We start from the raw sequence: 17,502 nt of genomic DNA on the forward strand, positions 1-17,502 counted from the left end.
AAACACGTTTTTATGAGAAAAATAATACTATTTATAAGCATTGCTTGTGCAACGTTATCGTTTCACTCATGCGCAGATTTTCTTGATGTAGATAAATACTTCTACGACATGCTATCGGTCGATTCCGCTTTTTCGAAAAAGGTATATGTAGAAGGATGGTTGGCTAATAACTATGACTATTTATGTGAAGCTGATCTATCCCCTTATGGCTCCATGTTTCAATGGGCAAGCGATGATTTGGTGCATCCTGATGGAAAGAGTTTACAGCAATGTAATTACTCTGCCAATAATTTTCCTCATGGAGATTTTGATAAACATCTAAGAAGATGTTATGAGTGTATCCGTAAAGCATCTACTTTTATAGAGAAAGTACCGGAATGTAAAGAACTAACACTCGAAGAAATTTCGGACATGCAGGGGCAAGCCCGTTTCTTGCGCTCTTTTGCTTATTTTAGTTTAATTCAAACCTATGGTCCGGTGCCATTAATACCTGAATCAGGTTTGGATGTGAGTCTTTCCTATGAAGAGCTTTCGTTACCTCGTGCTAAATTTGATGAGGTTATCGACTTTATAGATCGTGATCTGGCGATGGCTGCACGCACTTTACTATCGTCACGCGCGCAGAATAATTTTGGACGCCCCACCAAAGGAGCAGCTTTAGCATTGCGTGCAAGAGTCTTATTATTTGCCGCTAGTCCCATGTCGAATGGTAATAAGGACTTCTATAATATTCGGAATTTGGATGGTACTGTACTGTACAATCAAGAATATGACGAATCTAAATGGGCACGTGCTGCCGCTGCTGCTGAGGATGTGATCAATTTGAATAAATACGAATTACATGTGGTAGCCCCTGACGCAAAAAATCCATATAGCGTTACTCCTCCTGAACATCCGGAGTATTCACACCTCGATTTCCCCAACGGCTGGCAAAATGTAGATCCTTATTCTTCGTATAAATATATCTTCGACGGAACAATCCGTGGTTCTAAAAATCCGGAACTGATCTTTACCAGAACAGGAGTTTATAGTGGCTATGGAATACAAGAGCGTTGGAACAAAAAAAGTATGCCGAGAACTTCCGGAGGAGATAATAGATTGGCCGTGACTCAAAAGATGGTGGACACTTATTATATGGATAATGGAAAAACAATAGACGAAGCTGGCGATTATTACATTAAAGAAGGATTTACTGTTACTGCCAAAGAACCGGAAATGGGAGTCGGTGCTCTTTTCATGGGACCTAATGTATCTAAAATGTATGGTAGACGCGAACCACGTTTTTATGCTAGCATAGCCTTTAACGGAGCTATCTGGGATTGTGAAAGCACCTCAAAAATAGCAGAAAAAAATTATCAATGCTGGTATTACCAGGATGAGTTTAATGGCAAAGAAGGCTATAAAACACACCTTCCACTAACGGGTATCGGATTGAAAAAATATACGAATAAAGAAGATTCGTGGTCCGAAGGCGGTTACTGTACCTCTAAGACTGAACCTACAATGCGTTATGCTGAGATTTTGCTAATTCATGCAGAAGCCCTGAATGAATTGACCAGTGGAAAAACATATACCATCACAACTTATAATGATCAGGAAGTACAGATTACTCGCGACGTGACTAAAATAAGGAATTCGATGAAACCAATCAGAATGCGTGCAGGATTGCCTGATTTTGACGACGCTACATATAATGATCCTGCTAATTTCAGAGTTGCTTTGAAAAGAGAACGTCACATCGAGTTGTTCACTGAAAACAGCTTCCGCTACTTCGATCTTCGGAGATGGAAAGATGCGGACGTAGAAGAAACCGGACCTTTGATGGGATGTGATATAGACGTAACAATGGCGAATGATGTTCGCCAGGAATATTATATCCCGACTCCCGTCAGCTATATTCAGAAGGTATTCTTACGTAAGATGTATCTGTTCCCTTTCCCACAAGCGGAATTGAAGCGTAATGTAAACTTAACTCAAAATCCTGAATGGTAATCTTAAAAATAATAGATATGAAAAAGTTAATCAATATAGCACTCTTATTCCTTATCACAATAGGAGGCACCTCTTGCCAAGACGAATTAAAGGATGAATTATTTCAAAAGTATTCTTATCTGAATCAGAATGGCTGGAAAGAATGTGAAGTGAAAATCCAGGATGATAACACCGGTGTACTTTTACTTGATATGGGTGTAAACGGGACTTCGGTTAATAATAAGGATATCGTAATCTCTCTCACTAATGATCCTGACACATTGGAAGCGTATAATTTCGACCGGTATAAGTTTCAGACTGAAATGTATTTCCCGGAACTGCCAACCAACTGTTACACTTTCGATAAAGAATCTTACACAATCCCTGCCGGAGAGTTCAAGACTACAGCACGTATACATATAGATTTAAACCAAATTGAAAATATCTATGAGAATTATGTACTGCCTATCAAAATATCTTCTTCTACAGGAGAGCTGATAGGTCCGGGCAAGTACAGTAAACTCCTGGCCAACATCAAGTTTACGAACAAATTCAGCGGAACATACTCCGGTAATGGCAAAATGACAATCGAAGCAACAGGGCAAAACACAGCTACAGGTGCCGCCATATTGTATGCTATATCACAAAATTCTTGCTTCATGTATGCCGGAAATGTAACTTCCGAAACCGATCCGGCAACTTATAAAAAGTACATTTTGAATGTATCCTTCAATGAAAATGAAAAGATCACTATAACAGATCCAAGTGGTAAACTGGGACTGGAACCAGTCAAAGCTACCATTACCAGAAAGTATGAGAATCACGCTACAGATACCCGTTATTATATAGAGACCAGTATATTGGATCTGCAGTATAAATATAAAAACCCGTTAGACAACCGTAAACTGGTTTTTGAAGGCACACACACACTGATAAGAAATGTGTTGAGAAGTGAGTATCCAAACGTTGTAGTAGATAAAGAATAATTTAATTCTAATATCATTAAAAAAAGAAGAATGAAAATACAACTGAAACTAACATTACTAAGTTGTCTGCTGGCTGTCCCAATGATTACTCAGGCCGATTCAAAAGATGGCATCTACCACAAAGGTTGGATTGACTTCAACAAGAACGGTCGGATGGATGTATATGAAGATCCGTCAGCACCCATTGAAGCACGCGTCAAAGACCTGCTAAGCCAAATGAACATGGATGAGAAAACTTGCCAGATGGCCACTCTCTATGGCTCCGGGCGTGTACTTGCCGATGCATTACCTACTGATAAATGGAAATCGGAAATATGGAAAGACGGTATTGGTAATATAGATGAGGAACATAACGGATTGGGGAAATTCGGCTCAGAGTACGCATTTCCGTATGCCAAACACGTAAAAGCCAAACACGATATCCAACGATGGTTTGTAGAGGAAACCCGGTTGGGAATACCGGTAGACTTCACAAATGAAGGTATCCGTGGAGTTTGTCACGAAAAAGCCACTTTCTTCCCTGCCCAATGTGGTCAGGGAAGCACCTGGAACAAAGAATTGATTGCTCGTATTGGTGAGGTGGAAGCAACGGAAGCTACTGTCCTGGGATATACCAATATATATTCGCCCATTCTGGACGTAGCACAAGATCCCCGTTGGGGACGAGCAGTAGAATGCTACGGGGAAGATCCTTATCTGGTAGGTCAGTTAGGTAAACAGATGATTGAGAGTTTGCAGAAACATAGATTGGTAGCTACTCCCAAGCACTTTGCCGTATACAGTATCCCCGTAGGGGGACGTGATGGTGGTACTCGTACCGATCCGCACGTAGCCCCACGTGAAATGCGCACACTCTATCTCGAACCTTTCCGGGTAGCTTTTCAAGAGGCAGGAGCATTAGGAGTGATGAGTTCTTACAATGATTACGACGGTGAGCCAATCACAGGCAGCCACCGGTTTCTTACCGAGATATTACGTCACGAATGGGGATTCAAAGGATACGTTGTTTCCGACAGTGATGCGGTGGAATTCATTTCCGGCAAACATAATGTAGCCGAGAATGCCGAAGAAGCCGTTGTGCAATCAGTCAATGCGGGTTTAAATGTTCGCACCAATTTCAGTTCTCCTGCAGGCTTTATCAAACCTTTGCGAAGTGCTATCGGGAAGGGTAAAGTATCCCAGGCTACCATCGACCAACGTGTAAGCGAAATTCTATATGTCAAGTTCTGGTTAGGTTTATTCGATAATCCTTACCGAGGAGACGGCAAACTGGCGGAGAAGGTAGTACATAGTAAAGAACACCAGACTGTATCACTCGAAGCGGCCCGTCAATCTATTGTACTTTTAAAAAATCAGGATAACTTATTGCCTCTTCAGAAAACATTGAAATCTGTTGCGGTGATCGGTCCCAACGCAGATGAGCAGAAAGAGCTTATCTGCCGTTACGGACCTGCCAATGCTCCTATCAAGACTGTTTATAAAGGAATTAAGGAAGCTTTGCCAGGAGCTAAGGTCATCTATAAAAAAGGATGTGAGATTGTAGATCCGAATTTCCCGGAAAGTGAAGTTCTTCCTTTTGATATAACACCGAAAGAACAACAGATGATGGATGAGGCTATTGCCGCAGCAAAGAAAGCTGAAGTGGTGATCATGGTACTGGGAGGCAGCGAAGTAACGGTACGTGAAGAACGGTCCCGTACCAGCCTTAACTTGCCAGGTAGACAGGAAGAACTGTTGAAAGCCATATGCCAATTGGGCAAACCGGTTATATTGGTCATGATCGACGGTCGTGCTTCCAGCATTAATTATGCAAAGAAATATGTACCCGCTATCCTTCATGCCTGGTTCCCGGGGGAATTTTGTGGTCAGGCAGTTGCAGAAACTATTTTTGGAGATAACAATCCGGGAGGCAGGTTATCCGTAACTTTTCCGAAATCAGTGGGACAAATACCTTTTGCTTTCCCTTTCAAACCGGGTTCGGATAGCGGTTGCGGAACATCGGTGACCGGTGCGTTATTCCCATTCGGACATGGGCTGAGCTACACGACTTTCGGATACAGTAACCTCAAGATATCCCCAGAACAACAGGGAGTATTGGGAGACGTGAAAGTGAGTTGTACGGTGAAGAATACAGGAAAAAGAGCCGGTGACGAAGTTGTGCAACTTTATCTAAGAGACGAAGTCAGCAGTGTGACAACGTATGTGAAAGTACTCAGAGGATTCGAGCGTATAACGTTGCAACCGGGTGAGGAGAAAGAAATAACATTCACGTTACGTCCGCAAGATCTCGCTATCTGGGATAAGAACATGAAGTTTCAGGTAGAGCCCGGAACGTTTAAAGTAATGGTCGGTGCCTCTTCAAAGGATATCAAACTGGAAGGTAAGTTCAAAATCAATAGGTAAATCAATATAATAAACAAAGAAACAATCTGAAACACATGAAGAAAAGAATCATTCTTTTAGCTTTACTTCTGGCTGTGACCGGACTTAATCCGGCGCACGCTCAAAAGAAGTATAAAGCGTATATCGTGTCGAATGCCCATCTGGATACTCAATGGAACTGGGATGTACAGACTACCATCAACGAATATCTCAGACACACATTGGTACGCAACTTCTATTTATTCAAACACTACCCTAATTATGTATTTAATTTCGAAGGAGGGGTAAAGTATAATTGGATCAAGGAATATTATCCTATGGAATATGAGTTGGTGAAAAAGTATATTAAAGAAGGACGTTGGCACGTATCCGGCAGCTCGTGGGACGCAAACGACACGAATATACCGTCACCGGAATCATTCTTCCGCAATATCCTGTTAGGACAACAATTCTATAAAAAAGAATTTGGTCTCAAATCCACCGATATCTTCTTACCTGACTGTTTCGGATTCAGTTATACATTGCCAACAGTTGCAGCTCATTGCGGTCTCATCGGTTTCTCCACGCAAAAACTGCAATGGAGACACAATAACATGCACGGCAAGTCTAAGATGCCATTTAACATAGGATTATGGCAAGGTGTAGACGGTTCGCGCATCATGGCAGCCTTGAACGGAAAGAATTATGTCCACGAATGGGATGGAGGAGACATCAGTAAAGATAATGACCTGAAAAATACGGCTAAAAGTAGTACCAACCATACAATTTACCGTTACTATGGCACAGGTGATCGTGGTGGTTCCGCCAATATCAATTCGGCTATCTCCATTGAAAAAGGAGTCAAAGGAGAAGGAGAAGTTGAAATCATCAGCGCTACTTCCGACCAATTATACAAGGACTATCTACCTTTCGACAAGCATCCCGAACTCCCCGTATATGACGGAGAATTGCTAATGGATATACATGCCACAGGATGTTATACCTCGCAAGCCGCTATGAAACTCTATAACCGCCGTAACGAACAGTTAGGTGACGCGGCAGAAAAAGTATCTGTAATGGCAGACTACATTGACGGAATAACATATCCCGCAAATACGTTAACAGACGCATGGCGCAGATTTATCTGGCATCAATTCCACGATGATCTTACAGGGACCAGTCTGCCGAAAGCTTATACATACTCATGGAACGACGAGTTAATTTCACAAACACAATTTAATGATATCATTCGTACGGGAGTAGGCTCGCTAGCTTCGTGTATGGATACAAGAGTAAAAGGAAACGCTATTATCGTTTATAATGCAATGGCAGCACAACGAAAAGAGCTGGCAGAAGCCTATATTGACTCCCCGAAGAAACCTGCGGGAGTACAAGTGTTCGACGCTAACGGAAAAGAAGTTCTTGCACAACTCGTCGATTGGAAAGACGGGAAAGCACACATTGCTTTCAGTGCTTCCTTGGCCCCTCTCAGCTGTTCTGTTTACGATGTCCGTTTTGGAAAGAAGAGCAAACGTTCTTCATTGAAAGCAACTCAGAATACATTGGAAAACAGCGTCTACAAACTGACTCTGAACGCTAATGGCGACATTACTTCGATTATAGATAAACGTACTGATCAACAATTAGTTGAACCGGGTAAAGCATTCCGACTGGCACTCTTTTTGGAAAATGAATCAACAGAATGGCCAGCGTGGGAAATTCAAAAGAAAGTCATTGACAAACCGGGAACCGAAATTTCCGGAGAGGCGAAAATCAGTATTGCAGAACAAGGACCATCATATGCAGCTCTTCGCGTAGAACGCAGCTACAACACTTCCAAATTCGTACAATACATTCGCATAAGCGAAGGAGCAAATGATGAACGTATTGATATCATCAACGAAGTAGATTGGTCTACAAAAGATGCTGTGTTGAAAGCAGAGTTCCCTATGAACATAAGAAATCAGGAAGCTGTTTACGATCTGGGTATTGGAACGGTAAAACGTAAAAATAATACCAATACTGCTTATGAAGTATATGCCCAGCAGTGGGCAGATATTACTGCTCCCGATAACAGTTATGGGGTAGCCATCCTTAATGACTGTAAATATGGATGGGACAAACCGAATGACAATACATTACGTCTTACTTTATTCCATGCTCCTACCAGCAAAGACAGATATAAATATCAGGAACAGCAGGATTTCGGGCACCATACGTTTACTTATTCTATCGTAGGCCATCAGAATGAACCGTTACAAGCGGGTATCAGCCATTTGGCAGAATCATTGAACAGCCGCCTAGCTGTATTTAATACCCCGAAGCACAAAGGTGCACTAGGACGCGAATATTCTTTCGCAAAAGTGAATACACCGCAAGTAGTAATCCGTTCACTAAAAAAAGGTGAGGAAAGCGATATGTACATGATCCGCTTTTATGAAATGCAAGGGAAAACGGCACAAAACGTAGAAGTAACTTTCCCCGCCACTATTGAATCAGCTTATGAAACAAATGGTATCGAGGAGAAGATAGGCAAAGCCACCATCCACGACAATAAACTCTGTTTCAATATGGCTTCCTACCAACCAAGAACATTCGCTGTCCGCCTGAAGAAAGGAAATGTGAAAGCAACTCCTATACAGAATATTCCTATCCAATTAGCATTTAACAGTAAGGCTTTCACACCTGAGAACTTCGGCTATACGGTTTCTTTTGATAAGAAAGGAAACAGTTTTGCCGCTGAATTGATCGGTAATCAAGTGACTTGTGACAATATTCCTTTCAATATTGGTAAGCACGAAACTAAAAATGTTCTCAAATGTAAAGGAGACACTATTCAATTACCTAAAGAGGCCGCAGGAAAGAAACTCTATATTCTGGCTACTTCGACTGACAAAGATCGTCAGGCGACATTCATTGTCGGCGACCAATCGTATGAATTCGAGGTCCCTTATTATTCAGGGTTCTATGGACAATGGGGGCACAAGGGAATAAGCGACGGTTATATCCGCAATGCCACACCTGCATACATTGGTTCACACCGTCATACAGAGAAAGGCAATGATACTTACATCTATACATATATGTATAAGTTTGGCATCGAACTTCCAAAAGAAGCCCAAACTCTCATACTCCCAAAGGATGATAATATCGCTGTATTTGCCATTACATTGTCTGACAATTATTTGGATGATGTTAGTGCCGCCAATGAAATGCGCGCATTACCATTAGAAACTAAAAAATAAAGAAACTAAACTTTTGCAAGTGGCTTTTTAGGTATAAACAGACCTGCTTCCAGAGTATTAATAAACAATCTGTAGGCTATTAATAGTCTACTTAATTAGCTATTAATACCCTACAAACAAGTAATCAATAGCCCTCCGAAGCCTCAGAAAAGCACTTGCAAAAGTTGAATTATAAAGTGAAAATAACTTTCCAAACCTCTCAATCATGAAAACCAAGCTACCATTAACATTCATTTGTTTACTTCTCTCTATTACACTATCTGCTTACAATGGCAGACACGGTTGGCCTATACAGAAAGCACCTCAAAAGATCATCATATGTAATAGGCAAAATCTTAACCAAGCAGAAAGTATGCTTCTGGAATCTTTGTCCGGTTTATGCGGACAAGCAGTTAATAATGGCAGGTTTAATGAAATGGTTTGGATTGAATTTAATAATACCTCATATGATGCAATTCTAAAAAGTTCACTAACAAGCCTGAATATAACTCAACCTACCCGTATGAATGTATGGGAACTATTACACTATCTAAAGAAGAAAAAGATTGTAAAAGGATATGTACTTTATAAAACTGACACCTCGAAAGGGGACAACTATTCACGAAGGGAAGGAATCAATTACTCCTCCAATGTAGCAACTGTATATGCGGGACTTTTACAAGGCATACTCGTAGACGAAACTTTAGAGGAACGAATCAAGGAAACCGGATTAAAACAACTGAAAGACGTACGCAACGAATCACCGGAAACATGTTTCGCCCAATGCAAAGATCAGCTAAACAGAAATTCCGCTCTAAGTATCGACCCTAAAGTCAGTAATTGCCGCGACATTGCTATCGCCCAAAAACTGATGCTGTATTATGACACCGGACATTTTTCAGAACAAATCTTAGAATGGGTAACTCCATTGTCACCTATATTAGGTTGGAATTGTGGAAATGAAGATGAATATACAGGAGCTATTACTCGCTGGGGACATTACAACACAGCCTCCAACTGGTGTCACAATCTTCTTGTAATCATGGCTGCTTCTGATAAAATGGAACCTTTACCCATACATGAAAAAAGTATTAATGAAATAAACCTCAAAGATTCTTCTGCTTTTCATTCGTTTGTCATCAGCGATGGAGATAATATGCAATGGACCATGGGAGAATTCCTCGACAGTCCTGTATATTATGGAAACAAAGATAAGAACCGTTCTCCTGTATCATGGACACTCTGCCCGGTGAATCTGTCAATAATCAGTATTTCTACCTGGAACCGCTTTGTGTCGATGAAGAAAGATAACTCAAGTGTGATTGAATATGGCGGTGGGTATCAGTATCCTGATGAATTTGCCAAGAACCGTCCCAATCGTGTAGAACTTCTTACCGAATTCGCCCGACGTATAAACTGGCACTTCCAAAAATTGAATATTAAAATATTCGGATTCATTTGCAAAGACGTTTTCAGTAAAGAAGCACGTCAGGCCTATGAAATCTATGCCAGGGAGATAGAAGGGATGACAGGAATGATAGCTATCCAATACAATCCTTATAATATGGGTGGTGACATCGTTTGGGTGAAGAACAAAGAGAACATCGAGATTCCGATAGTAACCGCCAAATTCTCTATCTGGTCGGGGTTATTCCATAATCCGTTATGCGGAGGTCCGGATTATGTAGCTTCCCTAATCAACCGGGATGCAGCAAAAGCAGCAAAGCAGAAAGAGAAAAAAAATCCATTATCATGGACCATCATACATGCTTGGTCGGATTTTAGTAATACTGCAAATGCCACTGACTTACCCATCAAAGGATATAATGCAAGTAAGGCTTCCAATCATTTATTGTCTCCTCAGGTGAAAAATGTGTCTATGAATGAATTACTGTGGCGGATACGTGCCCGCCACTAGAAAACTAAATAACGTGAAGAATTCTCTGATGAGTATAGCACATAAAATACTGCTTAGAAAAAGAGCCTCGATTAAGACAGTCAATAACGAATTGAAGAATATTGTACAGATTGAGTATTCCAGGCAGGATTCGCTCAATATCCTCATTTCCAATTTATTGGAGAGTATATCGGCATATTGTTTCTTTGAAAAGAAACCCGCCATTGAACTTAATTTTTCCAATGATGGGCAACTACTATTTTTTGAGTTTATATCGAACTCACGTTAAATTATTTAAGAGATTTATATTTTAAGAGCAAATACCGAAATTTCACTTAGTCCCAAGTCTGTTAAGCGAATACCCTTCATGCTTTTCTTCACACAAACTGCACTTACTATAGTAACAGCATGTACAACTAAAAAAACTGTTCTCCTCATAATTGATAGAATTTAATTTTTTCATTGACAAAATGAAACTAGCGCAAGCTTAACCTATCAAATAAAATTCATGTTAATCAGTTGTTTATTTTAAGAAGATGAAAACCTCAAGTTTTCATTTGTTATGCATCAGAAAAATGAAAGGTATTTAACTAGATTATAAGGTATTAGCATCCTGATTCTCAGGTATTAATAATCAACGTGGCAAATATATATGCCCAGCACGGTGGAGCTATATACTCACCACGCTGGGCATATATGGACACGACTAATAAATAGGTTGTTACTCTTCTACCAGAATTTCTAATTCTGCTACAGCAGCCCGTTTATCGTCTTTAGAGCAAGCTGACAAAGCCTGAAGTTTCACGTACTTTACAGAACGCGGAGTAAACTCAACTTTCTGTGTATCTTTAGAGTCGGTAAAAGTACCTGAAGCAACTGCTTTCCCCCACTCTTTTCCGTCACGACTCACATATATTTCATATTTGGCTATCCGTCCTTCCGATGAATCCTGGCGAGGCGTATATTTAATACCTTTTACCTTCATCTCCTTAGACAGGTGCATTTGTATTTCATGAGGATAAGGAGCCAGATAGAACTGGTTGTGGACCGTATGCCAATAAGTATTGATATTGCCGTCAGCAGCCAATTTCATACTATCGTCTGCATCGCTATCTACATATATTACCCGCTGCTTGCTTCCGGTTACTCCTGACAGGTTTTTAGTAACATTAACATTTAATTCGGCAGCCGAAGCCCAGTTTCTGCCAAACAATTCGGATAAAGCAATCAACTTGAAATAACGTGCAACAATAGGCTTCTCCAATCGTACAATTTGTGACGAAGAAGAGTTCTCAAAAGCACCTTTGATCTTATTCTCCCAAGTCTTACCATCTGTACTGAAATAAAGTTCATAGTCCTTGATACGACCATTCTCTGAATTGCGTGGCTGATAAATGAATTGATCTATCTCGAGCAAGGAAGCCATATCTACAATGATCTCATGCGGATGCTTGGCTTCATTTTCACTCCAACGGGTATGCCAGATCGTATTCGGATCTCCATCAATTGCATTTTTCGCTTCTTCTCCCTTGTTTTCACTGCTGACAGAAACAATCTTCCAGCCAGAGCGATCCACATAAATCGGAAATTCAGCAGATGTAACCATACTTTTGCCCAGATTCTCTGAAACGGCATACGCTTGTACCTTACCACCGGAGATTAATTCGATAGCTCCTGTATATTCCTTATACTTTTCTCCGTTCAGGCTATAATAAATCTTAGCTCCCGGTGTACTTGTCTTCAGATTCAGGTAACCATCATTGCCCCGCTCAATCAGAACAGGCATAGACACCGGCATCCGTACACGTGCTTTTTTAGCCAATTCGTCTTTTAAATAACTTCTTTCCAAAGGCAACATCATAAAGCTGAATACAGTTGGCTGAGAGAAAAGTTCATACTTTCTCATCGGGCCGGGACCGCAACTGGCATTACCCAACGGACGGGTTGCTGCATCCAAACAAAGAATTGTTTCTTTTCTTACAGGCACTTCATACCGATGATACAGCTTTCTAAGATCGTTAGGATCAACCATATCTTGCGCTCTTACATGCAAAGCAGTAGCCGACATCTTATCTCCGGCAACAAATACAAAACCTACTCCATTCGGATTCGTTATAGAAATCCAACGTACATCTTCATGATTACCCATTTCCTGTGATCTGATATAATTCAACCACTTGTTGGATACCTGATCATCATAGATACCTACATAAGAAGCATCCTTACGGTCTACATAATTTTCAAATGGGCCACAACCAAACCAACGCATCCGTTCGAAGCCTTCCGGCAATTCCAAACGATAACCCACACGAGGAATGGTTTCTCCATTCATGGCAGGAATAATCGTACTATTCACCAGAATAGAACCATCCGCAGCTACAGTATACTCAATCGTTGTCTGGAAATCAAAGCCTGATTTACCTTTATAGATATTCTTTATTGCCAGAATCACCTTACCGTCTTCTTGACGCATTTCCCACTGACCAGGCTCTAAAGACATATTATACAGTCCTTTGCGTTGCCAGTCTCCATCTACTTGTTTATCATTATCCGTAGGTGCACGGAAAACGTTCAGTTCCAGCCCTTTGCTTATCAAAGGCACCCCATCCAATACATAAGAAGATACGGTTCCTTCTTCTTTTGAGAAAGTAGCTTCGAAACGTTCACCTTTTACGAGATAACCTTTTTCTGTCTCCGTACAACTGATTGCCCCATTTCCTGCCTTGAAAACAGGTTTCTCACTATCCGCTATTTTTATTTGTTCGGACGCCACTTCATATCCTGCTTTTTCCCAGTCGGTATCTTTCTTCTGACAGAAACTGAACTTAATGAAGTATTCGGCTCCGGGAACTTTCGTTAAGACCGGATCAGCAATAGTAATAACTTTGCTTCCTTGTGCATCTAACTGCAACTCTTCCAGATTTCCCGATGAAAGGACTTTACCATCTTCCATTATTTCATACCTTCCATATAAATCATCCAGACCTGTATGGAATCTTTTATTGGTAATTTTATACTTACCATCTCCCAAAGCCTCAACTTTCACCGGTTGATGTATCTTTTTAACTTCCAAAGCTTTCGGTGCATAAGTACGGTCGGAGAATATAACACCGTTCGTACAGAAATTACCGTCATTAGGTTTGTCACCGAAATCGCCACCAACAGCCATATAATAACCGGTACCATCAGGAGTAGGTACTTTGATACTCTGATCTACCCAGTCCCAGATAAAGCCACCAATCAAAGCCGGATAACGTTCGTATGTCTCCCAATACTCTCTGAAATTACCCATCGAATTACCCATTGCATGAGCATATTCACAAACTACATGAGGTTTCACAGCCTCACCCTTCTGTGATTTTTCCAAACGCTCTTTTCCTACATTCTCCAGCCATTCTACACTGGGATACATATTACTGGTCACATCACAGAAAGAACTATTTCCTTCATAATGAGTAGGACGTGTTTTATCCAACTTCTTAACAGCTTCTTCTGCTGACTTAAAGTTGATACCGTTACCGGACTCATTTCCCAAAGACCACATCATAACAGAAGGATGATTTCTGTAACGTCTCACCATATTCTCACTACGCTCTGTAAAAGACTTCTTCCAAGAAGGTTCATGAGATAAAGCCATCAAACCATGACATTCCACGTTTGCTTCTGCAAGCACATAAATACCATATCTGTCACACAAATCATAGAAATAAGGATTGTTCGGATAATGAGAAGTACGTACGGCATTTACATTGAAGGATTTCATTAACTGCACATCTTTCTCCATCTCTTCCTTAGAAACAGTACGTCCGTTTTCAGAACTATGGTCATGTCTATCAACTCCCTTAAACAAAGTTGTTTTACCGTTGATCAACATCTGACCATCACTAGTAAATTCTATTTTGCGGAAGCCTACCTTCACATTACGAATATCCGTTGTTTTACCTTTCCGGATCAAAGAGATAGCTAAGTTATACAGATTAGGAGTTTCAGCCGTCCATTTCAACGGATTCATCACCTCAAATTCAATATGATTGGTTCCGATTTGAGCACGTGTAGTCTGCTTGGCAATTTCTTTTCCATTCAGATCCATCAGTTTAACCTGAATCTCATCATTACTCTTCTTGCCAGTAATTTCTACGTCCAGATTAACAATGGCATTTTTAAATTCTTTGTCCAGATCGGTTGTGAAAAAGAAGTCTCTGATCTGGGTCTTCGGTGCTGACCACAAAAAGACATCTCTAAAGATGCCACTAAAACGCCAGAAGTCCTGACACTCCAAGAAACTACCATCTGTAAAACGATAAACCTCAACAGCAAGTATATTTTTACCATTCTTCAAATAAGGAGTCAAATTAAACTCTGCAGGCAGATAGCTGTCTTCCGAATAGCCGACTTTCTTGCCATTCACCCAGATATAGAATCCAGCTTCTACCCCATTAAAACGGATGAAAATATCACGTCCCTTCCAAGAATCCGGTAAGGTAAACTCCCGACGATAACTACCAACCGGATTAGGCATGGTAGCAAATGTATAATCAGAAGGACGAGGTTGAATAACGTTAGGCCACTCTACCTTACGCCAATCACAGAAAGGATAGATAACATTACAATACAGCGGTTTGTCCCATTTTTTATTGTGACGTATCGCTTCGATCTGCCAAGGGGCAGGTACTTTGATATCATCCCACCCGCTAACATCATACTCCGACCGGTAAAAATCCTGTGGTCTGTCTTTAGGATCGGCTACCCAATGGAATTTCCATGTGCCGTTCAATGTTTTGTAATAAGGAGATTCTTCAATGGTTAAATCCATCGCTTGTTGTTCGTTAGCAAAAGGAATAGCTATCTGACAAGCCACCTCTTTATTCACTCCCGACACATACTCATTGTTCCATTCCGGCTTATCGGTATTCTGTGCTACAACAGATAAAGGCAAAGTCAGAAATGCAATCAATGCACTGTTCATGATTTGTCGTTTCATAAAATTGATTGGTTATTTAGTTTTAATGTTTCTCCATGGTTCATGTTTTCCAGAGTTTCATTCGCTTACAAATGTAGTGTTTTTTTTCGGCTTTAATAATGAATTTATAATATTTATGATATATACGCTTTAAAATATAACCGGTTTATTGCTATAATGAACAGATAATGTCCTTATTTGAATAGTTTATTTCTTTTTCTCCTTTATTAATTCTTAACTTTGTAATCAACTAACATCTTTAAATATTACAAAAAACAAAATTTACTAAACATGAGAAAAGCACATCTTATTCTAGTTGGCTTACTACTTTCTTTTGTAGCTAAAGCAACCAATGATATTCCCCGATCGGAATATCCGCGCCCACAGTTCGAAAGAAGTACTTGGGTTAATTTAAACGGAACCTGGACATATGAGCTCGATTCCGACAATACAGGGAACAAGCGCAACCTGCCAACGTCAAAGAGCCTCAGCGGTACAATTACTGTCCCTTTCTGCCCGGAAAGTAAGCTATCGGGGGTTAACCACACGGATTTTATAAAAAGAATATGGTATCAACGATCTCTGACCATACCGACAGATTGGGAGAACAAGAAGATTTTACTCCATTTCGGTGCTGTTGATTATGTTGCAGAAATCTATCTGGATGGACGTATGGTCGGTTTCCATTATGGTGGAAGTACCCCATTTTCAATAGACTTAACTCAGATAACCAAACCAGGACAAACCTATAATCTTGTGGTAGCTGCGTCCGACAATCCAAGGTCAGGACTTCAGGCATGTGGCAAACAATCTCTGGAAAAATCTTCTTTTGCATGTTTTTACACCCGCGTTACCGGTATCTGGCAGACTGTATGGATGGAAGCTGTCTCTACCTATGGATTGGAATCAGCAATCACTTCTCCAAACATCGACAATAAACAATTGACAATCACTCCACAATTCTATCAAATATCCGATGGTCAGACACTGGAAGTTACGTTATATGACGGTCAGAGAAAAGTCGCTCAACAAATATCCCAATGTGCTAATGGTAGCGATCTGACTCTACCTATAAAAAAAATGAAACTTTGGAGTCCCGAAACTCCTCATTTGTACGGTATCACCTACCGTATAAAAGATGCTAAAGGACAGGTTATCGACGAAGTAAAATCATACGTAGGCATGCGCAAAGTTCACACAGCTAACGGACAATTTTACTTAAACAATGAGCCTTATTTCCAGCGTTTGGTTATGAATCAAGGATATTATCCCGACGGAATTTGGACTGCGCCCACCGACGAGGCCCTAAAAAATGATATTCTATTAGGTAAAGCCGCCGGCTTTAATGGTGCACGTCTACACCAAAAGATTTTCGAAGAACGATTCCATTATTGGGCAGACAAACTTGGATTTATCACTTGGGTAGAATCTCCTAACGGCGGAATGGATCCTAATAACGAGGTTGCATCACGGAATTTCCTCAGTGAATGGGCGGAAATCCTTGAACGGGATCGGAATCACCCTTCCATAATCACCTGGTCTCCCTTCACTCTATTTAGTAGAATTACACCTACATTCATACGACTAATATTTGATACACAAAAGATAACTAAAGCCATTGATCCTAGCCGACCATTCAATGATCTTACAAGTTTCCACTGCGTTACTGATATCTGGAGTATCATGAACTATGAGTCAGACGTAACGCGCTTCGCATTAAAACTGAAACCGGATAAAAATAAAGCAGAATATACCAATCAGCCCCTTTTCATTGGTGAATTTGGTGGTCTTGTTTGGGAAACATCAGAAAGCGCCAAAGGTACATGGGGGCATGGAGGTATGTTTACCAACGAAGATGATATCTATGAGTGTCTGGAAAAGCTAGTCGATGCAATTCAGACTTCTGGAAATATTACCGGATTTTGTTACACTCAGCTTACTGATATCGAACAGGAAAAGAATGGTATCTACAACTATAATCGTGAACCCAAACTAAACGTTGAACGAGTCAAATCTATCTTTGAAAAAATCCCAAGTAGACCGACAAAGAAAAAATAAACCTAACTCATTCCTAGCATACAAATGAACCCGGCAACATAATCC

The 17,502-nt window shown here is 40.6% G+C and carries 7 protein-coding genes and 1 pseudogene; 7 read left to right on the top strand and 1 reads right to left on the bottom strand.

From position 1 onward, the window contains the following. The first annotated feature begins 12 nt into the window (after positions 1-12). The 6 genes and pseudogenes from EJF25_RS00780 to EJF25_RS00805 form a co-directional block, all read left to right on the top strand. Positions 13-1,992: a RagB/SusD family nutrient uptake outer membrane protein gene (locus EJF25_RS00780; RefSeq protein WP_125039624.1), complete on the top strand. Its 1,980-nt coding sequence runs from the start codon at positions 13-15 to the stop codon at positions 1,990-1,992. 17 nt (positions 1,993-2,009) lie between these two features. Further along, positions 2,010-2,957 carry a BT_3987 domain-containing protein gene (locus tag EJF25_RS00785; RefSeq protein WP_160119351.1) on the top strand — a complete coding sequence of 316 codons (948 nt, stop codon included), beginning with the start codon at positions 2,010-2,012 and terminating at the stop codon, positions 2,955-2,957. Between the two features lie 81 nt (positions 2,958-3,038). Beyond that, positions 3,039-5,360, top strand: a complete 2,322-nt coding sequence (locus EJF25_RS00790; RefSeq protein WP_125039902.1) for a glycoside hydrolase family 3 N-terminal domain-containing protein — start codon at positions 3,039-3,041, stop codon at positions 5,358-5,360. Positions 5,361-5,395: 35 nt separating this feature from the next. Further along, complete coding sequence (locus EJF25_RS00795; RefSeq protein WP_125039626.1) at positions 5,396-8,563, top strand: alpha-mannosidase; 3,168 nt, start codon at positions 5,396-5,398, stop codon at positions 8,561-8,563. Between the two features lie 205 nt (positions 8,564-8,768). Further along, positions 8,769-10,460 (top strand): GxGYxYP domain-containing protein, encoded by a 1,692-nt coding sequence (locus tag EJF25_RS00800; protein ID WP_125039627.1) that lies wholly within the window; start codon positions 8,769-8,771, stop codon positions 10,458-10,460. A 1-nt stretch (position 10,461) separates the two neighbouring features. Beyond that, a pseudogene (locus tag EJF25_RS00805) lies at positions 10,462-10,728 on the top strand (transposase); the annotation flags it as partial. Positions 10,729-11,160: 432 nt separating this feature from the next. Here the strand turns inward: EJF25_RS00805 and EJF25_RS00810 are convergent. Beyond that, positions 11,161-15,420 carry a glycoside hydrolase family 2 TIM barrel-domain containing protein gene (locus EJF25_RS00810; RefSeq protein WP_125039629.1) on the bottom strand — a complete coding sequence of 1,420 codons (4,260 nt, stop codon included), beginning with the start codon at positions 15,418-15,420 and terminating at the stop codon, positions 11,161-11,163. A gap of 270 nt (positions 15,421-15,690) precedes the next feature. Here EJF25_RS00810 and EJF25_RS00815 point away from each other — a divergent pair, with 270 nt between their 5' ends. Beyond that, a complete protein-coding gene (locus EJF25_RS00815; protein WP_125039630.1) occupies positions 15,691-17,457 on the top strand; it encodes a glycoside hydrolase family 2 protein in 1,767 nt (588 codons plus the stop codon). The last annotated feature ends 45 nt before the right edge of the window (positions 17,458-17,502 follow it).

This window comes from Bacteroides faecalis (genome assembly GCF_003865075.1).
Lineage (GTDB): Bacteria > Bacteroidota > Bacteroidia > Bacteroidales > Bacteroidaceae > Bacteroides > Bacteroides faecalis.